Below are 22,944 nucleotides of genomic sequence, written 5' to 3' on the forward strand. Positions count from 1 at the left end.
AATTCAGCGTTTTCTACGCGCCCCTTTAAGCATAGATAGTCCCGATAATGCCAGCAACAGACTGCCAATCAAGGCTAAGAGGCCATGACTTTGCTCATCCGTTTGCGGTAAGACTGCCTGTAATGTGGTCACTTTCGATGGCCTGTCGCCATTTGTTTTGACTAGAGCGGCCGCCCCCGTCTCAATACCGTCACTAACTATTGCACTCGCGTTCAACTGGTCTGCAGTCCCATCTTCACCCGTCGTCAAAGTCGTTGGGTGACTGGTTTTCCCGCGTTGTGACGTTGGCTGACCTGGCTTCGGTGTCTGTAACGTGGTCTTCACCTCGTTAGGTTATAAAAAATTAGGATATAGTAAATTTAGAACATACCATACTAAGACAAGCTACAATAAAGCTACCTATGAGAAAGCTACAATTTATGCGGTACAAATTTGGAGTGGAAGGTGCTTTGGAAGCTTCCGGCCATCCATTTGCTGCTGCCGCATCTGGTGTAGCAGCAGACGTTGCGTCTTCGAAGGTTAAAAATTATTACGTTAATGCTAGTTATTACCACACAACCGCCAAGGCACCTAATGGTATGACTGTATTACTCAATGAAGAATGCTATGTTTCAGCGTACCGGCATAGCAATAAAACTGGAAAAATTGGTAGCACCCATCATGCAGTGCATTGGAGATAATTCACTTGACAGATACAACAAAAAAGAAAATGATCAAAATTTTGACTTGGGTAATTGTATTGATTGCAATTGTTGAAGGATTTGTAGTTACATTGGGAATATCTGGGCCTTTAAATTGGTTGTTTCTAGGAAGTACAGCCATTGCTGTGATTCTTTTACTAGGCGTTTATGTTCTATATTGGTGGACAAACCGCTCTATTTGAATTCTGCTTTGGCTGCTCAAGTTCAGAGCACTTAGACACTCTAAAACACGGCGAGTCTCCTTTTAAAGAGGAACTCACCGTGTTTTTACAATATCTTTTACTCAGCTACCCTTTATTCAGCCGCTTCCGTCACAAACACATGCTTGTCATCCAACACATACTGGAATTCAACAGCGTTCAACATCAAGCTCGCCCGGAACAACGCCTTGATACCCTGTTCATTACTCATGACCACGAAGAACTCCCGGTCGGTGCCACTGACCCGTTGGAAGGATTCATACTCTCCCTTGAAGCCTTCCTTACGAAACAGTGCGATAATCTTCATCATTTCAATCTGTGATACTTCTTTGTCTGCCAAATTCAATCTCTTTTCTCTTATCTAAATTTTCGGTCACTAGTGACGAACCGTACAGCTTACGACTCTTCAACATTGCTATTCAAACTCTCGTGTAACTTGCTCCAAATCAATCTCCAAGAATCTAGCAACATCAATCATGTGAAATACTTTATATCCCCTATCATGCAAGTCTTTAACATGGGTTGGTCTGGGAGCATTAGTTAAGATAACTGAATCCGCTGATTTCGCTAATGATTTATAGATCTTAGCATCCGTTCTCTCCTTAATCTCAGTTTTAAGCCGCTCAATCAGCTTCGCAGTATTACCCGATTTACTCTTAAAATACAATGACTTCTCTGCGTTTAATGCATAAGTCGGCACACATATTTTCTTTAAGTATTGACTCTCAATTTTATCATACGTTTCTGCACTTTCAAGTAACTGATAATGTGTCTCAACAATATTTCCTATAATCTGAGGAGCCTTCAAATAAGAATATTGTCGCGCTCCAAAACCAGTTTTCTCTGCTGAAGTACTCATTCCTCCAGCATAGCCAATAGGCACTTGAATGTTAGTCAAAACATTCCCAGCATCCAAATCTTTCTTTATCGTTCCCAGCTTTAGTTTATTGGCTGCGCGCTTACTCAATTGCTTGCCAGTAAAACGATAATCAGTTTGGTATTTCTCTCTCACCCGCTTAAACAAATCATTTTGTTTAACTAAAGGCCGCCTATTACCATACCCCACACCAACAAAAAAGATTTCTCCAGTTTCTTGGATAAACCACTCATAAACATTAAAATTGTCGGATTTCTCCTGATTTTGATCACAACTATCTTCCAAATCCATCTTAACGTTTAACCGCGATTCACTGCGCAGCCCTTGTCGCTTATTAATTTTTGCCAGCATATCTTCCGGTATATTACGTACTAAGGCACCTTCAGTGACTTGATTTTGTTTATCGATAACGACTAGAAATTTCTTTAGTATGTTGTCATTCTCAGTTAACATTAAATTCATCATTTCAGCCGCTTCATTACTGCTGTGAGTGGAAATTGGCATTAAACAGAGTGAAATTGGCGTCTCGAATAGCTCAATTTCTTCAAACTTACTCTTCATCTGAATCATCAATCCACAGAAATTAGCTGCCGCTTGGAAACTATCTGTAATTTTTTCAAGGACTTGTTGACACGCCGCTTCATTCTTAAAATATACTATTATCACGTCTGACTGAACAAAGTAGTCCAGTACATTCATAAGCTGACTCAGTTCAGATTGATCATCCGTTCGTGCTAGTGCAACATCAGGATTTAAAACCTTCTTAACTTCACCACCAACCAGATCACCATTCGAATTAATTTTTACCAAAGATTGATTCAATACTTGACTCTTTTGAGACAAAATCCACTCTGACACTTCTTGTAAATGGGAAGATGTACTAAACTTTGGAAGTAAATAGATATCCACATCCTCCGTCAGGCCTAATTGTCGCTTCATTTCCTTACTATTATCTCGCAAGTAGTGATACAATTTCTTCGAATATTCTTCGGAATTACGCATAATTGTCTTATAGTCTAACCAGTCGGTCTTCTCGTTAAAGACAACAATAATCGCTTTCAATTCATCCTCATAAAAATAGTTGAAATGAAAATTAACTCTAATTACATCTTTAGATTCAACAACAGATTGCTCTTGATGCGAATTCTTCTGCTTAATTTGTTTCTGTTCTTCCTCGATTATTTTTTTCTTTCGAATATTCGCTTCGTTTTCTTCTTGGCGTTCTTGTAACAACTTTTTTGCCTTAAACATTTCCTGATTTAAACATTCTTCAGGTGTCTTTTTTTCTTGATACTTAAGTATCTCTTTTTCTTGGTACTCAAGCTGCTGCCTCTCTAATTCCTTTTTCTCTTCCAATCTTTTCTTTTCCTGATTAGATGAAATAAGCCAGATTGCAGCCCCAATTATCAAAACAACTAACACAATTGAATTCATTTAAGCTTCTCCTCGATATTTTATCTAAATAAGTATCGACCTATTCACAAAAAAGCCCATGCAGCCTTGTTGCCTTAACTATTCTATTTTTCAACCGTTTCTATCACAAACGTATGCTTATCATCCAACACATACTGGAACTCCACAGCGTTCAACATCAAGCTAGCCCGAAACAGTGCTTTGATGCCCTGTTCATTACTCATAACCACGAAGAACTCCCGGTCAGTGCCGCTGACCCGTTGGAAGGATTCATACTCTCCCTTGAAGCCTTCCTTACGAAACAGCGCGATAATCTTCATCATTTCAATCTGTGATACTTCTTTGTCTGCCAAATTCAATCTCTTTTCTTATGCGTATTTTGTCATTGTAAAATTAATCAATTCGATGCCATCCCGAACAACCACGTTTCTTTTCACCACACGATACCCTTGTGCTTCAAAGAATGGTCGTGCTGTAATTGAGGATTCAGTGGTATATAAGCCAGCCGGAACAACCTGTTCTAAGGCCACCAGCAGCTTCGTTGCAATACCTTCGCTTTGATGGTTTGCACTGACAAACAACCGATCTAAATAGCCCGTTGTCGTCATATCAGCGAACCCCAACAACTCGCCAGCTAACCAGGCTAAATAAGTATGATGAGCCAACAAAGATATCTGCCAGTCAGCCCGAACATCCGCGGTGTCAGTTCCCAGCCATGCCTCTATCTGTCTCAAAGAGTAATCTTGCCGATTGACCTTGACTACTGTTTCTCGAAACAGCCGTATCACGGCCTCCAAGTTCTCTGCACGATAAGCTCTCAATTCAATCAAATTTTCACCTGACTTTTGGCGACCCTAGTGACCGCTAATGACATTTTTTCCCACGAAAAAGCCGCCCCCACAAACGAGGCGGCTTCGAGTCAGTTGGAAATTACTTGCCCAACTTCGTCTTGTTAGTCATGTTTAACTTGTCATCGAAGTCGTAGACAACTGGTTCACCGGTTGCCATTTCAAGGTTCATGATGTCATCATCACTGATCCGTTCGATGTACTTGGAAAGGGCACGCAGTGAGTTACCGTGAGCGGCGATGATGACGTTCTTGCCGTCAAGCAACTTAGGTGCGATTTGGTCTTCCCAGAATGGCATAACACGTTCCAGGGTAACCTTTAAGTTTTCCCCACCAGGCACGATGTTAGGATCCAAGTTCGCGTAACGAGGGTCCTTCACAGCTGAGCCTTCAGCGTCTGCGTCCAAGAGTGGTGGCAAGACATCGTAAGAACGACGCCAGATGTGGACTTGGTCGTCACCGTACTTTTCAGCGGTTTCCTTCTTGTTCAGGCCTTGTAAAGCACCGTAGTGACGTTCGTTTAAACGCCAAGTCTTGGTTTCTGGAATCCAAAGTTGGTCGGATTCTTCCAAAACGTAGTGTAACGTCTTGATTGCCCGCTTCAGAACTGACGTGTAAGCGTAGTCGAATTTCATGCCAGATTCCTTGATCTTTTGACCAGCAGCCTTGGCTTCTTCAACACCCTTTTCGCTTAAATCAACGTCAACCCAGCCGGTGAACTTGTTTGCCAAGTTCCATTCACTTTGGCCGTGGCGAATCAATACTAATTTTGCCATCACTTATAACCTCTTTCTGTCGTAGAATACCTTGTCATTTTACACCATCTAGCCGCTAATTTCAGCTAAATTGACGGCTTCTTTTTATGTAACCGTTTTCTTCTGTGAGATTCCTGTGAAGCCCGTCACACCAAAACGGACGGCCCCTTTGACTCAGGCCGTCCGTTGCGTTGGTTCACTTACTTATCGTTATTTTGACTATGGTTGCGACGAATCTCCCGCAGCTTCTTCACATCCACGTGTGGTGCTGGATGTAGGCCGTGAACCGGCCGGACGCCCAGAATGTCCAAGAAGAACGTAAAGATTGGCACCCCAACAATCAGGCCCCAGACGCCAAATAACTGCTCACCCGCCAGCAACACGACGAACGTGTAGAAGATGGGCAATTCAGTCCGACTCGACATGAACTTGGGATTCAGCACGTAGGCTTCCAGCGCGTGGACCACCACGATCATCACCAGAATATAGACGACGTAGCGGAACCCGCCAACGGAGTAGCCCAGGATGGTCAGCGGCACGATGGACACGATGACCCCGGCCACCGGAATCAGACTTAAAATAAAAATCATAATCGCCAGCGTCGGCAGTTGTGGCATCCCCATAATCGCCAGCACAATCGTCGTAATCACGGTATTGCACAGGGCAATGAAGAACTGTGCCTCCAAGACGACCCCGAACGTGTTAACAAATTTCGTGGCGAAAAAGTTAATATCGGAAAAGAACCACCCGTACGTGCTGGTCAAGAATCGTTTGGAGAACTCACCCATTTGCTTGCTTTCAATCGTGAAGAAGAAGCTCAAGATCATGGACATGAACAGGGTCGCGCCAAATGACCCAATCGTAGAAATGTACGTCAGCACCAATTTCGCCCCGTTCTGGAGCTGATTGACGATGTCTGACGTCTGAATATAATTCGTGACATAACTGATAATCTCATTACTGTTATTCTTTGGATTTTGATAGAACTTGTACAGGTTCTCAATCCCGTGAATCGAGGAATTCAAGATCTGTGGCAAATACGTGGTCACTGCCCAGTAAAGCGCGCCAATCACGACGACGTAGGTGACCGTCACGATCAATGCCGGCGGTAGCTTGACCACCTTGCGAATCGCTTTGACTAGCTGTAGCACCAGAAAGGTAAAGATAAACGTCAACAGAATCATGTTCATTTCCGCGCGAATCAGCCAGAGTACAAAGATAATCAAGGCCAGTACGGTAAAGCGCCGGAGCCGAACGTTTTCAACAAAGCGTTGCCATAAACTCACTTGTGAATTCCCCCATCCCATAATAGCTTTATTATACCGTATCTCGGCTAAATCTCGCATTGTTTTCGTCAAGTGCGGTCAAAATCTAAAATTCTGGGATAGTGCAGAAAAAAAGCCCAGGCACCAGGCCCAGGCTCAGCTTACCTATTTACGATTCAACTTCCTCTAAAACTGCCGACCGTTGATTGCCAAACGTCAATTGCAGGTCATCCAAGGCCAAGGCCCGGTGGATGATGGCGGAAGCCCCGCCCATGAGGGAAGCTTCCTTGGAGTTCTTGGTCAAAAGTAACGGCGCCTTGCGGCAAATGTCAAGCTGGCCAACATACTCGCGGACCTGATCCATTAATTCCGGCAACAGCTCCAGGATCGGCGCGTTGACCACGATGGCGTCAGGGGCAAAGGTACTGGACAGGTTGCCCAACACTTTGGCCAGGTAGTAAGCAAATTCATCCAAAATGTGCAACAGTTCTGGCCGGTGACCTAAGTAGTCCCGCCGAATGCGGTTCACGTCTACTCGGTCTAAGTGTTGATAGGCCATGATCCGTTGTAAGACATTGCCCTCGGCGACGTAGTGGTTGACCGTTTCCATATTATCTTCTTGGTACCGGTCTGCCAATGGACAACACCCGATGTTGCCAGCCTCGCCGTTGTGACCGCGATACAGATGACCTTCCGCCACGATACCCGCAGCGACTTGGTCCCGAATCGTGACGGAGATGAGGTTACGATAGACCCCTTCACCCGCGAAATCACGTTCATAGATAGCGGACTCATTGGCTAAGTTTTCTAAAACAACTGGGACCTGAAATTTATCACTAAAGTATTTCGCCAAATCAAAGTTCTTAAAGCCCTTCAATGAGGCCCCTAAGATCTGGTTTTCGTAAATCGTGCCGTCCAAACCAAAAGCAATCCCGAGCAGCCGCGTTTCGCTGGCCGCCACGGTGTGATTGATCCGTTCATCAATCATATCTAGGACTGAGGTCAAGTCCACATCTCGCGTCGAGATACTCTCGTAGTTCTCGGACCGCCCGTCCAACCGACAGGTGATCATTGAGAAGCGTGACCGCAAGATGTTAATACTGATGACATAACCATACCCCACGTTTAGCAATGCCATCACTGGTTTCCGTCCACCATTCCGGGTGCTGACACCGTGACCAACCTCACGGATCAACCCTTCATGAAGTAACTGACTATAAATATCCGAGACCGTCACCTTGTTCAGACTAAGATTTCGTGATATCTGGCTCCGAGAAATTGGGCCAGCATTCACAATCTGCTGCAAAACCTGTTTTTCATTGGTGGTGCGCATAATGTGTTTGTTGATAATCATAATTTTCTTGGTAACACTACTCCCCCAATAGCTTGTGGTGATTCGGGAATCAAATCAGTTTAGGTTGCCCCATCCCCCAAGGTTGGTGCTCACCCGCTTATTGTGGGGGCCGTGTTACCTAACCCCCCTTGTAGATTCTGATTCTAACTATATAGTAATTCCTCTTTACAAATTATGCTGGGATTATGACTCGCGAATTTTCGGCGGGATTTTACTGCGAATTTTCGGAAAAATGCCGCTGCGGCCCGGTATGATAGGGTTAATCGCTTGAAGACATCAGTAATTTACCCGTTCAGTTGATTAACCAATTTGTTTACTAACCTACCTTACATGTCAAGTTTTTACCTCAAAACGTTGTGAAAGGTAAGGTTTCTTACCTAATTGCGTGAACTCTTTAATGGGCAACCTAATTTCATGTGCCAGGAGTGTGGCCCCTTTAGGATGAGACAAAACCAGGCCAGCCGTGACTTTGACATTTTGAACCGACCAACGCGTTGCGAAAATAACCTGAACTCGTTGACTAGGTGATTGAAATGTTAGTTATTTCACTTAGATTTAAAGGTAAAAATCGACTAGACTCTCAGCGTCCGATAAAACTAGTTATGTCCCGCTACCCGGTTCGAACCGGCCGCCTACCGTCCGCCAAATATGGGTCGGAACGCGGTGGGCGGACGGGTCGAGCCACAGTGCGGTCTCGACGCCTCGGCTTTGAGCCGAAAACCCGCGTCTCAAAACCGCCAGTTACCTAACCAGCCCAGACCGCTGCCAAGGTAACTCCCACGGCTGAACCCATATTTGGCGGACTCTCGGCTACTAGAGTGATGGCTAGTCAACAATTAGCTTAACCCGTGGTGTCATCTGATTTTGCCATTGGATTGAGATGAACACGTAGTTGCTGATAAGCACCACGTTGCCGGAGTCAGCCAGTAGTGTAGCCAGCTGTGTCGGCCCAGTTAGCTGGCGTCTTTTGCCAGGTTACTGGGCGGGACGACTTGAAAGACTGGTGGTTTGACCAGGCTTTCAAGCGAACCGGAAGACCGCTTCCCAGGCTGGAGGTGTTCCCCATAGCAGGCGGAACTGCTGGCTGACGGAGGTTTCTGGCTTCATCAACTTTAATGATCACCATAAAATCAGACGCTCAACCTCGCTTACCCAAAAAGGTAGTGCTAAAAAACAGGCGTGCCTAACCCACAAGGGGTTAACCACGCCTGCGTAGCGATTCAGTAGGATGATCCGTGAACCGACTGGCTTACTTGAGATATTGCTTCGTGTATTGCGTCAACGACATGTTCTTCTTGTTAGCCGTCTGCAAGGCGACCCGCACGTCTTGATCACTCATGGCATCGGCTTGACCGCCCGCCGCGTTGATGGTCTTACGGGCGTTGTCGATTTGAGCTGCTGTGATGGTCTTGCCGTTCAATTCCTTTTGCTTCTGAGTCACGGTGTATTCGTTACTCCCGGAATAGTTGTTGGCCGCCGACTGCTCAGAAGACGTCAGTGACGCGCTGGAGCTGCTGGTCGACGTCCCGTTGCTAGAGCTGGTTGCGGCAGCACTACTGCTGTTAGCGCTACTAGAACTGGCAGCCGCCGTTTGTCCGGCATTGTTGGCCTTGCGTAAGGCTAAGGCTTGGTCGTACAAGTCTTTGTAGTACTTCTGCCGGAACTTGGCGTTGTTAAAGAGCTCGTCTAACGTCGTGTTGGATTGGCCATAGTTCAATGCCAGGTTCTGGCCACTAGCCGTCTTCAAGAGTTTCTTAAATTGCTTAACGTTGGCGCGAATTTCCTTGACCTGCTTGACCTTTGCCGTTGCGCGCGTCACTAAGACGTTTGATGCATCAGTGGTATTTTTGACCGCCGTGTAGTGCTTTTCAGCGCTCGCAAACTTCAGGTCGCTCAACGCATTTTCCGCTGACACGAACCGTTGGGTCTGCGTCAGGTAGCGTTGGGCTGGCTTGTCGTTTAGCCGCCGTTTCAAGGCGTTTTGGAAATAACTTTCCGCTTGCGTATAATGTTTTGCTTGGATGGCAGTCCGACCGTTGGCCATTGCCGCTTGGTACTCCTTGGCTGTCGCGTGATGATTGGAATACGCGTACCCACCAATCAGCAGTGCCACAACGATTGTTGCCACGACCCATACCCATTTTTTCAAATGAAAGACCTCCGCTGGTTAATTGTAAGTCCATTATACCATGCCGCATTTAAGAATCCGTCATTTTTGCTATGCCCTCATGGCAAATTAATGTTAAGCGGTTACACCAAGTCACCCCTTACCCTTTCTCCCATTAAAGGCGTATAATGGCTTAAGTAAATTTCGTTTTCTTGTGTCCAAATCTAAGAGAAAACCGGAAAGGACTCCTGACATGCTTGAAAAAACATTCTACAAAACATTTCTCAGCCACACCTTTAACATCCCCGTCCGCGTTAACTACTGGGACGGCTCTTCCGATGTTTATGGGACTGGCACTCCCGACATCACGATTACCATTCACGAGGCCATTCCGGTCAAGGAAATCTCCCGCAACGCCTCTATCGCGTTGGGGGAAGCCATCATGGATGGGACGATTGAAATTGACGGCAGTATCGAAGACCTGCTGACAGCGGCCTACGAAAACGCCGATAGCTTCTTCCACAACAAGAAGTTCATTCATTTCTTACCTAAGCAAAAGCACACGGAAAAGGAAAGCAAGGCCGACGTCCAGAACCACTACGACATCGGTAACAACTTCTACAAGCTCTGGTTGGATGACACCATGACTTATTCCTGTGCCTACTTCGAAACGCCCGAGGACAGCCTCTACACGGCGCAAATGAACAAGGTTCACCACATCATCAAGAAGCTCAACCCACAACCCGGCAAGACCTTGCTGGACATTGGTTGTGGCTGGGGGACCTTGATGCTCACGGCGGCCAAGGACTACGGTCTGCACGTGACTGGGATCACGCTGAGCCAAGAACAATTTGACTACGTGAACCAACGCATCCAAGATGAAGGCCTGCAAGACGTCGCCGAAGTTCGCCTGGAAGACTACCGTGAACTAGGCAACGAACAGTGGGACTACATCACCTCTGTTGGTATGTTCGAACACGTTGGCCAAGAAAACCTGGGCCAATACTTCGACTGCGTCCAAAAGTACCTGATGAACGACGGGGTCGCCTTGATTCACGGAATCACCCGGCAACAGGGTGGCGCTAATAACGGTTGGTTGAACAAGTGGATCTTCCCCGGTGGCTACGTACCCGGCTTGATTGAAAACACGACCCACATCATCGAAAACGGCCTGCAGATCGACGACATGGAACCTCTACGTCGTCACTACCAAAAGACCGTGGAGATCTGGGACCAAAACTTCAATCAACACCGCGACGAGGTTGCCGAGATGTTTGACGAAAACTTCGTCCGCATGTGGGATCTTTATCTCCAAGCTTGCGCAGCTTCCTTCAAGTCTGGTAATATTGACGTGATTCAGTATTTGATTTCCAAGGGCCCGTCTGCCCGGATGTTACCCATGACGCGGGATTACATGTATGATGAGACCCACGCCAAGGTAGCGGACTAATTCAAATCAGGTGAGTGACCGCGGATCATTCACTTAAAAACACCCAGCTAACGGATTGATCACCGGTGGCTGGGTGTTTTTGTGTGCCTGCGTATAGCTAGTCTTGATGACCAGGTATCTTGAATTTCATAATCAGTCTTGAGAAGGCGATGCTGGGGTGGTCTAGTAATTTACAGCCGTTTTTTCACAATCTTATTTATATTCGGTTGTGAATTTTGAGTTTTCCGTAAGCGTTCTCTTCCCTATTATCCGGCAATTTCCACTATCCTATGATTTGTGAACTTTTGCCCCTCAATCTTTGTTTGTGATTTTCATCTCCGCTTTTTTTCTCAAATGGTTCATGTTAGACTGATGGTACGCAATTGAATTGTGTTAACAAAAAAGAGAATGGGGAGAAAATTTCATCATGACTATGGGGATTAAACCAGCACTACTGGTCGCAGCGGCATTGACGATGGCTTTCGGGGGAGAAGTCAACGCGCTGGCCAAGAGCCACACAATCAGCAAGCTCACGCAGATCAAGCTGGCCAAGCACCGCCTGACCGGCAAGACCACCAAGTACGCCCACATCCGTTTGGTAAACGCTCAGGGGAAGTCGTTTGCCAGCGGTAAAGCCAACCGGGTCGGTAAGTTTACCATCACGGTGAAGAAGCAAAATCTGACGAAATTGTCATTCAAACTCAAGGCGACCAAGCCCGGCTTCAAGTCGCGGACCTTCTCAAATAAACAGATCAAACGCGCACAGGCCAAGCCACACCACCCTGCGGCGGTTACGCCAAGTCAGCCAAGCAAGCCGACGAAACCGGTGAAGCCAACGACGCCAGCCAAGCCCGTGAAACCGACAACACCAGCGAAACCAGTTAAACCAACCAAGCCAAATAAGCCAACGAAACCGACAAAGCCCACTGGCCCAGCCAGCCCGTCGACGCCAACCAAGCCAACGACCCCAAGCCAACCGGGAAGCAACTTGTCGGCCAAGGACCGCAAGATTGCGGCCAAAAAGGCCCAAGTCGCTGCGGCTAAGGCGACCTATTACCAAGTCAAGTCCCAGCTCCAACCCGTGGCGGATAAAATCGACGCCTTGACGACTGAAATCCACGTGCAACGCGTGAATCTGCAACTTGTCGACAAGGACCTAGCCACCGCAACGGCCAATCATGACCAAGCGGCAATCGATCGCGCCACCCAGCAAAAGGCCCTCCTGGACGCACGTATTGATGACATGCTTGATCAACGACTTGACCTCTATCCGCAAATGCTGCCCTTAGAGAATGCCCGCACCAAGGTCAGCTCCTTGATGGATGAGCTGTGGGTCCTGGATAACAGTTACACGCCGGAAGAATTGCATTAAGACCGGCCTGGGATTGATTTTAAACGGTCGTAACGACTTCGATTCAACAATCGAATCTTGATCTACCAGAGTTTGGGACTTCTGCCCAAGCTCTTTTTTATTTGTCGTTCTCCCCTGTTGGAAAATGGTAATGTCCAGTATTACAAAATTTATGGATAAAAAGTGGTGCCCCAGGATTGCCGTCACCATTGGCGATTAACACTGCTAACGATATAAACCTTTGTGTCTGATTGACATCTCTTCTTTTGCTGAGGTTGTCAACATGATATAGTGGTTTCACCAGCAGAAATGCTGGTACATCAAGTTATAAAGGGGATTATATTTGTTATGGACATGAAGAAGATTGTTATGGCCGCAACGTTGCTCTCAATTGTTACCGGTGGGGAAGTCAGTGCCTTGGCGGCCAAGACCACGCACCAGTCAGTTGCCAAAATCACCCACGTCAAGGTCACGAAGCACAAGGTCACCGGTTACACGACGGCCAAGTCACACATCACGCTGATGAAGCTGAAGCACGGGGAAAAGGCTTCAGCTACGGCGAACAAGAAAGGCAAGTTCACGGTTAAGGTCAAGAAGAATAACCTGTCTAAGCTGAAGTTCAAGATCAAGGCAACTAAGGCCGGTTTGAAGGCCCGGACTTACACGCATAAAGTGAAGAAGGCTGTCCAAGCAATCGATGATGGCGTGATTACCGAGACGCCTGCTTCGACTACCCCTGCCCCGGCTAAGCCTGATGAGGGGAAGAAGCCTGCGAAGGATAAGGAAAAGCCACAGAGCAAGCCGCATGAAGTCGTTCATACTCAGTTTATTTATAAGACTGCTAAGACTGAATTTGAGAATGCTCAAAAAGACTTCGATAATGCAATTGGAAATATCAAAAATGAGAACGCAACGCATGACCAACAAAACACTCGTGCCGTTTACTTGGAACTCATCAAGGGACAAATCACTGAAGCAAAGACAGCATCTCCCCAAAAAGATCCAATCGCTAGTACTAAGTTTGGTACCGACCTCGATGCTAAGGTAAGTAGCACTGGAGAAAGCTCAAAAGCTTATAGAGACGCGGGTAACAAAATCAAAGGCTCAAAAAATTATACTCAGATTTTAGACGCTGCGAAAAATTTGCTAGCTGCTGAAAATACACTTACCAAATTGACTGCTACCAACAAACCTTATACTGCCTAGTTTAGTTAACCCCTAAGCATGGAAAAAGAGCGGAGCCCCAAACCGGCTCCGCCCTACATAAGACTCATTCAACTAAATCAATTCACGCAATAAACATAGACAACAGGAAAACAGCTATCAATCCTGTAATCACCGAAATGGCCATGGATCGCGTGCGATAAGCAATGATGACGACGATCACAGCCGCAATCATTTCGGAAAAATGGGTAAAGATGATTTGGTACGTCGCACTGTCGATGAAGACATCCTTCACGACCAGCGCCGTAAATAGCGATACCGGCACAAATTTCATCCATTCGTTGAACCATTCAGGAATGGCCCGCTTGGTGAATAACATCAAGGGAAGGAAGCGCGGCACGAAGGCAACGCAAAAGCCTAGAATGATCAACCAAAAGTGTTGCGTACTGTTCCACGTATTAACTGCACTCATATAGCGTCTCCTGTATCCTAATTAGCATCCGATTCGCTTTCCACGGTCGACTTCTTGGACCCCGGACTCCGTAACTTCCACAGCCAATGACTCGCCGGCAAGTGTTTCCGCAGCGTGGTTTCCAAGAAGAACCCAATCAATGAAGCGATAATCGTCGAAATAACTAGCCCTAACGTACTCTTGGTGAGCATCATGCAGACCGCCGCCAAGACCCCTGAGACCAGACAGATCACAATGGTCAGGCGGTTCTTGATCTGCATCACGATCATGTACAAGAACAAGGCCGTTAACGCAAAGTTCACGACACCCAGGTCAATCTTCAGCGCGCTACCGATCAGACTCCCGATAACGTTGCTGACGGCCCAGAACAGCAAGGAATAATGCTCCACCATTAGGGCTTCCTTGCCCGTCCACTTTTTATCCGTGGCAAATTTTAAGTAGTTAATGGCGTAATTTTCATCGTTTAAAGAAATCGCAAACGCAAATAAGAAGCGATTGGACTGGCCTTTTAAGTAAGGCGATAAACTCGAACTCAGTAATGCATACCGTAATTCCAAAAAGAACAACATCAAAACAATTGAAAGTAGTGGGGAATTAATGGTCAACATCGTGGCAATTAAAAATTGTGCCCCACCAGAAAAGATCAAGATTGAAACCAATCCAGTCAGTAAGGTATTGAACCCTGCCGCGTGTAGCAAAATCCCACAAGCCAGCCCAATCGGAATGTAACTCAAATTAAGGGGCATGGCTACCCGCAGCGTCGACCGCCATAAGGGTTCATTGGGGTCCGGCACCTGCTTGGGGTTTGGCCGTCGTTTATTCAAGAATGTTTGCCTCCGTCGAATACTCTGAGATATGAAGCAAGTTAATGGGTTTACATGATAAAACCACACGATGATATTTTAACATGTTTCATGCTATTTTCATATAACACTTCTGATATTTAGCAAAGAGAATCCGCAATCTACCCCGGTTTAATTAAAAGTTTGTGAAAAAAACCAGCGAATTTTCATCCCTAACGGCTCCCTAGAAATGCTTGCCGTAGACTTCCAAATCAGCGCTAAAGCCTTGCATGTCAGCGATTGCTGGCAAGTGGCCCCAGTGCTCATAACCGTGTTTCTCAAATAAATGACGACTCGCCTGATTGTGCCCAAAAATTCGCGAAATAATGGCGTGCAGTCCCAGCCGTTTCCCGGCGCTCTCAGCCCATTGGATGGCCTGGCCACCCAAGTGATGGCCCTGGGCCTCGGAAGCTAGATACAGGGCAATTTCGGCCGTTTGGGCGTAGGCTGCGCGATCACTGTAGGGTTCCAACCCCACGTAACCGACGACTCGGCCCTCATCTGCGATTACCCACAGCGGAAAATGATCGGCGGAAAATTCGGCGAACCACGATTGGCGTTGGGCAACGGTGGTCACTGTCAGGTCCGCGGTACTTCCCTTGGTGGCGATGGCTTGGTTATAAATCTCGACGATGCGCGGTTGATCCGCGGCTGTTGCTAAGCGAAAACTGACTGACATGTCTAGGTCCCTCTTTTCTCTCAATGGCATCCATTATACGCAAAAAACGCCGCAAAACCAGTGGCTTTACGACGCTTCCGTTATTTTATGAATGTGAATTGGAATTTGGATCTTCAACTGCTTGGAGCTTCTGATTATCATCCAATTGTGACTTGCCCATGAGATGCTTCTTCTGGAGCCAAACCATCGTTGGCCACAGCAGGGATAAACCAATGATGGTAAAGAGTGCTAAGACCCACAGCGCTTGACCGACCATGCCTTGCATCCCTGACGTAATGGCTTGCCGGAATCCGAGGATCGAGTAAGTCATTGGCAAGAATGGGTGCACGATGTTGTAGAAGTGGTTGGTAACTTCCATTGGGAACGTCCCACCGGAACCACCAAGTTGCAGCATCAGGAGAACCATGGCAATGAAACGACCAGGGTTGTCCAGTAGCATTGACAGGAACATGACGATAAACATCGACGCTTCCGCGAAGAAGATGGAAATCAGAATCATTTGACCTGGGTGATCAACGGTCAAGCCGCCTAACATCATCAAGACTGGTTCGATCACACCCATGGCCAGTCCTTCGACTGCGCCAATGGAGACCTTACTCAAGTACCAACCCGTAGCGGTTCCGTCTTCACGAGAGACTTTCCGAATTGGGAAGGCGAAGTTGAAGACCAAGGCCCCAACGTACAGGGCAACGGACAACACGTAAGGTGCCAGCGCGTGACCGTAGTTTGGCACGTAACTGTAGCTTTCGTGCTTCAAGTTAGTTGGTGCCGCGAACATGTCAGCCGTCTTGCTAGTCAGTGGTTGGTTCTGAATCTGATCAGCCCCACTCTTCAATGACTTGGCTAACGTGCCGTTCCCGTTCTTCAACTGGTTAGCCCCTTGCATGAGCTTATTGCTGTTGTTATCCAGTTGTTGTGACCCGTCGGCCAGTTGGTTAACCCCACTGGTCAGCGTTGGAATCTTACCGTTCAAGGTGTTCAAGCCAGATGATAATTGACCCGCACCATTGTTCAGTTGACTGGAAGCACTCATCAACTTGTTGCCAGCAGCGGTCAACTTCGGCGTGTTGGCGTTGAGCTTGTTGCCAGCGGCAGTCAGCTTACCCGTGTTGGCGTTCAGTTGGTTGACACCAGAAGCGGCCGTCTTCAAGCCAGAGTTCAACTGGTTGGCACCAGAAGCGACCTGCTTGGACCCACTCTTCAACGTGCCACCGTTCTTAGCTAACTTGGCAGTCCCGTTCATGATCTGGGTAACCCCGTTGGTTAAGGTTGGGACTTGGCTGTTGAGAGTTGCTAAGCCATCGTTTAACTGAGTTGATCCCGCGAAGGCTTTGTCTACACCAGAGGTATACTCAGGAAGTTTTGTGCTCAATTGGCTTGCTCCTGCACTCAGTTCTGCAGCACCATCACTAAGTGCCTTCAACTTTTGCTTTGCTTCAGTAGTTGTTAATCCTTGTAATTGAGTAATTTGAGCTGACAAGTTGCTTAAAACGCTGTTTAATTCACTAGGGTCTTGGGAAAGTAATGTTCCTACAGCTTCTGACTGGACAGCTGATAACTGCAATTGTTGCAGACTTGTCATTGTTCCTCGAACAGTTTCCGTCAACTTAGCATAAGCCGCCTCAACATTGGCCTGAGCAGTTGTTAAATCAATAGCTGTATTAGAAATATTACTTGACGTATTTCCAGAAGTTGTATTATCACTTTTGACTGCGGCAGTGGCTGCACTGATTCTTGCTAATTGTTCTTTTAACAATTTGGTGTTAGTCTTCACAGCCTCACTGTCCCCTGCCGATGAAGCAATCTTATCAGCGGTCGCTTCTGCAGCGCTTGTCGCTTCCTTAACACTCGTCACACCTGTCACAGCAGCAGGAGCAGTTGTACTAGAATTACTATTTGCTTCTTGTTTAAGCTTTTCAGCGGTAGCCTTTTCAGTTGCCATCGCCTGAGCCAATTCTTGTTGTGCTGCTGCTAAACTCTTTGCATCACTATAAATATCTGCAGCAGAAGTATCCAGCCCTGAACCTTGTAATTGCTGTAAAGCAGCAACCAGGGCCTTGGCCTTTTCAAGTTCTTTCGCAGTCTCATCACTAGTCAGGCTTGCCAATTGTCCCTCTAATGTATTAATCCCATCTTTAAGGTTAGTAGCCCCGACCGCTAACTGACTGGCACCAGAATTCAAAGTACTTGAGTTACCACTCAAAGTACTCAACCCAGAGTTCAAAGTCTTACTCCCATCAGCCAGCTTCGTCACGCCGCTAGCCAAAGAAGTCGAGCCCTTCCCCAGTGTCTTCACACCAGAGTTCAGTGTATAAACTCCATCAACGTACTTGTAGGTCCCACTCTTCAACGAGTTAGCCCCACTAGCCAGTTGTGACGTGCCGGCCGTCAGCTTTGGCATCCCCGCGCTCAGCTTGGAGACCCCACCAGTGAACTGGTTAACACCGCTGGTATATTGGCCAACCCCACTCGTATAGGTATCCACCCCACTAGCAAATTGCCCAACACCAGACGTGTAGGTCGACAGGCCACTTTGGAGGGTTGAAGCCCCCGTGGTCAGCTTTTGAATCCCGTTAGCCAGTGGCGTCACGGACGTCTTCATTTCCTGCAGACCATTGTTCAGCGTGTGAACCCCAGTCGTGTAGGTGTTCAGGCCATCCGTCAAGGTCACGGTTCCGTCTTTCAACTTTGCAGACCCCTTGGCAGCTTTGTCCATCCCCTTGCCAACCGCGTAGATCTGCTTAAACGTGGCTTGGGCATAGGCCTTCGTCACTTTGGCCCGGATCTGGCTATCCAGCTTGGAGGAGCCAACTTCACTCATGACCTGCGCGATGTAGTTGGCCGAGCCATTCGTCTTGTAGGTAAATGTCATTTTCTTCGGGTGGGCATCCAGTGCGGTCGCCGCGTTGGCCGAGAAGTTCTTCGGAATCGTAATGATGGTGTAGTACTTGTGGTGCTTCAGCCCATCTGCCGCCGTCTTGGCGGATACAAATTTCCAGCCCAATTGGTGATTCTTCTTTAAATTGGTAACCGTTTGATCCCCAACATTTAATTTCTGCCCCTGATACGTGACCGGTTTATCCTGGTTCACAACTGCGACGGGCAGCGAGCCGGTCTCCCCATACGGGTCCCAGACCGACTTCAGAAAGAAGATACTGTAGAGGAATGGAATAAACATAATGGCTAGTACGGAGATCAAGATCAACCGATTGTGCCGGATGTAATTCCATTCGCCTTTAATCATGTTCACGAATGCCAACTCCCTTTTTCCTCAAAATAATCTTAAAATTGCGCGTTCTCAGCTAATATTAAAAGTATCTTCGCACATTAATGCTTGACTTGTCAAAACAACAACAGGCCATCAATCAATTCACAAAATCGCTACCAACCGCTTGACACCAGCGATTCAACGGCATTTGACAAAATAAATTAATTTTCTAGATTCGCTAAAGTCAGGTCCTGACAACATAACCTAGTCTATCAGCGCCCTTAGCCTGTGGCCTTGATTCAAATCAACCACGAAAAAAAAGCCCGAGCACATGGCCCGGACTCCGCAATGCATTTATTTAGAATAAGGCGACGATCGACCGCCAGATACGGACGAAGACGTTGGCTTTCTCCACGGTCTGAGTGACCTTCAACGGTACCGTCGTGGTCTTGGTGTTGCCCAAGAAGCCGAGTTGATCCCCCTTCAGGGAAATGTTGGCCGTCCCCACCTGAGTGTTCTTAGCAACTGGGGCTTCCAGCGCCTTGTTGGTGGTCAGCTTTTTCTTCAACGTCGTCGTGGACTGGACATTGCTAGCGACTTGGTCGTTACGGATCCACAATTTCAGCCCGTTGACCAGCGCCGTCTTTGCCGTTGGCTGCTTGGCGTCATTGGTCTTGACCGTCTTACTGCCAACGACCTGGCTACCCGCCTTCAGCGTCACCGTCTTGAAGTTGTTGTAGACGTATGACATCATCTTTTGGGTTTGTTGGAAACGCGACGGGTCAGTCTCTGACTTGTGGGCCGCGTGCAACACGACTGTGACAATCCGGTTGCCATTGTTATTGGCAGTCCCGGTAAAGTTAGCACCAGCTGCATCGGACGTCCCGGTCTTCAGGCCATCCACGTGCAACTTCGAATAGGAAGCGGACAAACCCTTGAGCATCCAGTTCCAGTTCTCCATCTTGGTGGCATCCGCCGTGCCCTTCTCGAACCACATCTTCTTGACGCTCGTGGTCTTCAGGACTTCCGGATACTTGTTGAGCAGGGCCACGGCCAACTTGGCTTGGTCAGCGGCGGACCATTCGTTCTCCGCCGAACCCGCTTCGTTGCTGTACCCCAGCTTGCCGACTTGTTTGTTGGTCAGGCCACAGGCGTTATAGATCTTGACGTTGGTCATGCCCAACGTCTTGGCTTGGGCCCGCATCTTCGTGACGAAGGCGTGCGGGGAACCAGCCACCGCCGTCCCTAACGCTTCAATGGCCCCGTTTGCCGAGTAGATCAAGGACGCCTGGTACAGGGATTTGACCGTGTACTTATGACCCGCCCGCAACGGTACGTTGGACAAGTTCGTGTTTTGGGCAACCTTCGCCGTGGCCTGGTTGACCGTGATCTTTTGGTCCCACTTTAACTTGCCACTGTGGACCGCGTCGAGTACCAGATAGATCGACAACAGCTTGGTCATCGACGCCACTGGCAGGGCCTGATCACTATTTTTATCATAGAGAATCTGGCCAGTCTTAGCGTCGACCGCGATACCGGCCTTGGCCTTTAGGTTGACCGTGGTGCTGGCGTTGCTGGTGGCCGCCTGAGCCGTCACCGGCGCGCTGAAGCCACTGAGGCTCCCGGCAAACAGCGTCATCGCTGTTACCAGGCCCATCACAACTTGTTTTAAACGTTTCATTTCATCAAAACTCCTCTATCTTATGTAGTCGCCGGTCGCCCGGCAGCATTACTTGCCCGGTCCCGCCGTTTTTAACCGCTGGGGGATGGCCAAGGGGTGATCGTGTTTTACAGGTAAATGAATGACAAAGCTGGTCAGGTCGTCGTCGGACTCCACGTAAATGTAACCGCCGTGCAGGGCGACGATGCTTTGGGCAATCGCCAATCCCAGCCCGGTCCCACCGGTTTCTTTGGAGCGCGACTCCTCGACGCGGTAGAACCGCTCGAAGATGAGGGCCAGCGACTCTTGCGGAATCTTCGGCCCGTCGTTGGTCACGCGGACCTCCAACTCATTGGCCGTGACGCGTTTGGCAATCAAATTGATCTCCTTACCGCCATCGCCATACTTCAAGGCGTTAGCCACCAGATTGTTGAAGACGCGGACCAATTTCTCGGGGTCGGCCTCCATCATCAGACTGGCGGGGTCGCTGGACGCGCCAATGGTCATGCCCTTCTTCTGGGCCTCCAGCTCAAAACTAGCGCCCAATTGTTCCAGCATGGCGGCCAAATCAATCGTCGTCAAGCTCAGCGGCGTGTCCGTCTGGCGGACCTTAGTGTATTCGAACAGGTCGTCCACCAGTGATTTCATCTGTTTAGACTTCAAAAACGCCGTGTGTGTGTACTTTAAGAGGTCGTCCTCACTGTGATACTGCTGGTCTTCAATCAGCCCCAGATAGCCAATGATGGACGTTAACGGTGTCCGGATATCGTGGCTGACGTTGGTGATCAGTTCGTCTTTGGACTTCTCAATTGCCCGTTCCTCGTCCATCGAGCGAATCACGGAATCGACCAGTGCATTGACCGAGTCCACGACCCGTTGCACGTCACCGCTGACCCGAAACGGAATCCGATGGTCAAAATGACCGTTGGCAATGTAATGCAGCTCTTCAATGATATGATGCAGCTGCATTTGCCGGTAACGCCGAATCAGCCGCCACCAAACGACCACGGCGTCCGCAATCACCATAAAGCCAATGAAGACATTTTCCCAGCTCCATAGCTGGAAGTGATTGGGGCCAAACACCACGGACCGTTTGATAATAAAGATTCCGTCCCGCAAGCCGGGGTTGCTTTCGATGGCTTGGCTGATCAACACCAGCAGCGCCAGATTCAGCATCAGCAGTAAGATTACGGTGACGACACCCTCCATGAACAACGCGCTTTTTTCTCGGGTGGTCAGCTTCATGCTGCGGCCCCCTGGCGGCGTTGTTTTGGGGATTTTTTTGTTTTAACCATACCTTTTCCCTCTTTACATTGGTTAGTGCGATTCAATCTTGTACCCCACGCCCCAAACGGTCTGAATGACCTTTTCGCCGTTGGTGGCGTCTTCGATCTTATCCCGCAAATGACTCACGTGGACCATGACCGTCTTGGCCGAAACGATACTTTCCTGCCGCCAAACGCGCTCGAAAATCTCGTCCGCGGAGAAGACCCGGTTGGGGTGACTCGCCAGCAGATACAGGATGCCGAACTCTAAGGCCGTCAGTGAAATCGTCTTACCGGCGATCGTCTTGACTTCGTGGGAATCCTTGTTGATGGTCAGCGTTCCGATGTCCAAAATATCTGGGCTATCATCGGTCACTTGATCTTGGCTCCGCCGCAACAGTGACTTGACCCGCGCCATGACCTCTAAGGGGTTAAATGGCTTGGTCACGTAATCATCGGCACCGGTGATCAGTCCTTGAATCTTATCCATGTCGCCGGTCTTGGCTGACAGGATCAAGATGGGAATCTGCGAATCCTTCCGTACTTCCTTCACGACTTCAATCCCACTCATCTCAGGCATCATGATGTCCAAAATCATCAGCGCGATATCCGGCGTCGTGTGTAATTTCGTCAAGGCTTCCTTCCCGTTGTAAGCGGTCAGTGGTTCGTAGCCTTCATTTTTAATATAAATTTCAAGTAATTGGGCAATTTCTTTATCATCATCGACAACTAAAATTTTCATAACGTGCAAATCTCCTTTTACCAGCTAGATTACTGACTAGCGGTCTTCCCCGTAGGTTTACGTCTATTTTAGCAAATAAATCCCGCAGCGTGACCGGAAAACCCGAACCTTTAGTCGGGCGTAAGGCACTTTACCATTCCTTAATCTTACACTATTTGCGGGTCAGCCGCCAACCTGGCGTTTAAGCTGGGGTTAAAACTCGCTGGGGTAGATTGCGCTGGCCGCCTTCCGTTCGCCAAATATGAGCTGGAACGCTGTGGGCGACGGGACGAGCCAAAGAGCGGTCTCGTCTCCTCGACTTCGAGCCGAAGTGCGCGTCTCAAAGTCGCCAGTTCCCTAACCGGCATGAACCCCGCCGCTAAGGGAACTCCCACGGCTGAGCTCATATTTGGCAAACTCCCGGCTACTGAGATGATTAACCATCAATTGCTTTACCCCTGTTTCCAGTCAACGCCGATTTACGTCACAGTCACTGACACTCACCCCACTGCGGTCAGTAGCATTATCTGAATCTATTTCCTACTAGGCACGTGGCCCACTGAAGCTCATCTCAGCCCCCTCATTCTTACCCATCGAAAAACATTTCCTAGCTATAACTAGATAAATGTTTTCG

General features: G+C 48.1%; 21 protein-coding genes. 5 read left to right on the forward strand and 16 right to left on the reverse strand.

Annotation, left to right across the window (positions count from 1 at the left end):
- Positions 1 to 3: 3 nt before the first annotated feature.
- Positions 4 to 324, reverse strand: coding sequence for an LPXTG cell wall anchor domain-containing protein (locus tag NGM66_RS08325; RefSeq protein ID WP_208908083.1), 321 nt, complete (start codon positions 322 to 324; stop codon positions 4 to 6).
- 95 nt (positions 325 to 419) lie between these two features.
- Between NGM66_RS08325 and NGM66_RS08330 the strand changes: the two genes are divergently transcribed.
- Both NGM66_RS08330 and NGM66_RS08335 read left to right on the forward strand, forming a co-directional pair.
- Positions 420 to 680, forward strand: coding sequence for a hypothetical protein (locus tag NGM66_RS08330; RefSeq protein ID WP_208908081.1), 261 nt, complete (start codon positions 420 to 422; stop codon positions 678 to 680).
- Positions 681 to 685: 5 nt separating this feature from the next.
- The gene (locus NGM66_RS08335) at positions 686 to 883 is read left to right on the forward strand and encodes a hypothetical protein (protein ID WP_208908071.1); all 198 of its coding nucleotides are present in this window, start codon (positions 686 to 688) and stop codon (positions 881 to 883) included.
- A 112-nt stretch (positions 884 to 995) separates the two neighbouring features.
- On the opposite strand, the gene NGM66_RS08340 is transcribed toward NGM66_RS08335, so the two are convergent.
- The 8 genes from NGM66_RS08340 to NGM66_RS08375 form a co-directional block, all read right to left on the reverse strand.
- Positions 996 to 1,241, reverse strand: a complete 246-nt coding sequence (locus NGM66_RS08340) for a hypothetical protein (RefSeq protein WP_208908069.1) — start codon at positions 1,239 to 1,241, stop codon at positions 996 to 998.
- A gap of 75 nt (positions 1,242 to 1,316) precedes the next feature.
- Positions 1,317 to 3,212 (reverse strand): GIY-YIG nuclease family protein, encoded by a 1,896-nt coding sequence (locus tag NGM66_RS08345; RefSeq protein ID WP_208908067.1) that lies wholly within the window; start codon positions 3,210 to 3,212, stop codon positions 1,317 to 1,319.
- An 83-nt stretch (positions 3,213 to 3,295) separates the two neighbouring features.
- Positions 3,296 to 3,544, reverse strand: coding sequence for a hypothetical protein (locus NGM66_RS08350; protein ID WP_208908058.1), 249 nt, complete (start codon positions 3,542 to 3,544; stop codon positions 3,296 to 3,298).
- 15 nt (positions 3,545 to 3,559) lie between these two features.
- Entirely contained in the window at positions 3,560 to 3,925 is a 366-nt protein-coding gene (locus tag NGM66_RS08355) for a GNAT family N-acetyltransferase (RefSeq protein ID WP_258115546.1), read from the reverse strand.
- Between the two features lie 196 nt (positions 3,926 to 4,121).
- Positions 4,122 to 4,814 (reverse strand): 2,3-diphosphoglycerate-dependent phosphoglycerate mutase, encoded by a 693-nt coding sequence (locus tag NGM66_RS08360; protein ID WP_057732225.1) that lies wholly within the window; start codon positions 4,812 to 4,814, stop codon positions 4,122 to 4,124.
- Positions 4,815 to 4,993: 179 nt separating this feature from the next.
- The gene (locus tag NGM66_RS08365) at positions 4,994 to 6,079 is read right to left on the reverse strand and encodes an AI-2E family transporter (protein WP_208908054.1); all 1,086 of its coding nucleotides are present in this window, start codon (positions 6,077 to 6,079) and stop codon (positions 4,994 to 4,996) included.
- A gap of 148 nt (positions 6,080 to 6,227) precedes the next feature.
- Complete coding sequence (locus NGM66_RS08370) at positions 6,228 to 7,391, reverse strand: ROK family protein (protein WP_258115548.1); 1,164 nt, start codon at positions 7,389 to 7,391, stop codon at positions 6,228 to 6,230.
- Between the two features lie 1,270 nt (positions 7,392 to 8,661).
- Positions 8,662 to 9,561: a hypothetical protein gene (locus NGM66_RS08375; protein WP_208908049.1), complete on the reverse strand. Its 900-nt coding sequence runs from the start codon at positions 9,559 to 9,561 to the stop codon at positions 8,662 to 8,664.
- Positions 9,562 to 9,772: 211 nt separating this feature from the next.
- Here NGM66_RS08375 and NGM66_RS08380 point away from each other — a divergent pair, with 211 nt between their 5' ends.
- From NGM66_RS08380 to NGM66_RS08390, 3 genes are all read left to right on the forward strand, one after another.
- Positions 9,773 to 10,969, forward strand: coding sequence for an SAM-dependent methyltransferase (locus tag NGM66_RS08380; protein WP_208908047.1), 1,197 nt, complete (start codon positions 9,773 to 9,775; stop codon positions 10,967 to 10,969).
- Positions 10,970 to 11,375: 406 nt separating this feature from the next.
- Positions 11,376 to 12,320, forward strand: coding sequence for a hypothetical protein (locus tag NGM66_RS08385; protein ID WP_245155305.1), 945 nt, complete (start codon positions 11,376 to 11,378; stop codon positions 12,318 to 12,320).
- Between the two features lie 333 nt (positions 12,321 to 12,653).
- Positions 12,654 to 13,505: a hypothetical protein gene (locus NGM66_RS08390; protein WP_258115549.1), complete on the forward strand. Its 852-nt coding sequence runs from the start codon at positions 12,654 to 12,656 to the stop codon at positions 13,503 to 13,505.
- Between the two features lie 82 nt (positions 13,506 to 13,587).
- Here NGM66_RS08390 and NGM66_RS08395 read toward each other — a convergent pair whose 3' ends face one another.
- The 7 genes from NGM66_RS08395 to croR form a co-directional block, all read right to left on the reverse strand.
- Entirely contained in the window at positions 13,588 to 13,935 is a 348-nt protein-coding gene (locus NGM66_RS08395) for an AzlD domain-containing protein (protein WP_208908033.1), read from the reverse strand.
- 17 nt (positions 13,936 to 13,952) lie between these two features.
- Entirely contained in the window at positions 13,953 to 14,759 is an 807-nt protein-coding gene (locus NGM66_RS08400) for an AzlC family ABC transporter permease (protein WP_208908031.1), read from the reverse strand.
- Between the two features lie 202 nt (positions 14,760 to 14,961).
- Positions 14,962 to 15,456 carry a GNAT family N-acetyltransferase gene (locus NGM66_RS08405; protein ID WP_208908029.1) on the reverse strand — a complete coding sequence of 165 codons (495 nt, stop codon included), beginning with the start codon at positions 15,454 to 15,456 and terminating at the stop codon, positions 14,962 to 14,964.
- 85 nt (positions 15,457 to 15,541) lie between these two features.
- Entirely contained in the window at positions 15,542 to 18,700 is a 3,159-nt protein-coding gene (locus NGM66_RS08410) for a YhgE/Pip domain-containing protein (RefSeq protein WP_245155332.1), read from the reverse strand.
- A 322-nt stretch (positions 18,701 to 19,022) separates the two neighbouring features.
- Positions 19,023 to 20,345, reverse strand: a complete 1,323-nt coding sequence (locus NGM66_RS08415; RefSeq protein ID WP_208908006.1) for a D-alanyl-D-alanine carboxypeptidase family protein — start codon at positions 20,343 to 20,345, stop codon at positions 19,023 to 19,025.
- A gap of 48 nt (positions 20,346 to 20,393) precedes the next feature.
- Complete coding sequence (locus NGM66_RS08420) at positions 20,394 to 21,569, reverse strand: sensor histidine kinase (protein WP_208908004.1); 1,176 nt, start codon at positions 21,567 to 21,569, stop codon at positions 20,394 to 20,396.
- Positions 21,570 to 21,641: 72 nt separating this feature from the next.
- Positions 21,642 to 22,331 (reverse strand): response regulator transcription factor CroR, encoded by a 690-nt coding sequence (croR, locus tag NGM66_RS08425; protein WP_048732979.1) that lies wholly within the window; start codon positions 22,329 to 22,331, stop codon positions 21,642 to 21,644.
- Positions 22,332 to 22,944 lie beyond the last annotated feature (613 nt).

Origin of the sequence: Levilactobacillus yiduensis (genome assembly GCF_024718525.1) — a bacterium.
Lineage (GTDB): Bacteria > Bacillota > Bacilli > Lactobacillales > Lactobacillaceae > Levilactobacillus > Levilactobacillus yiduensis.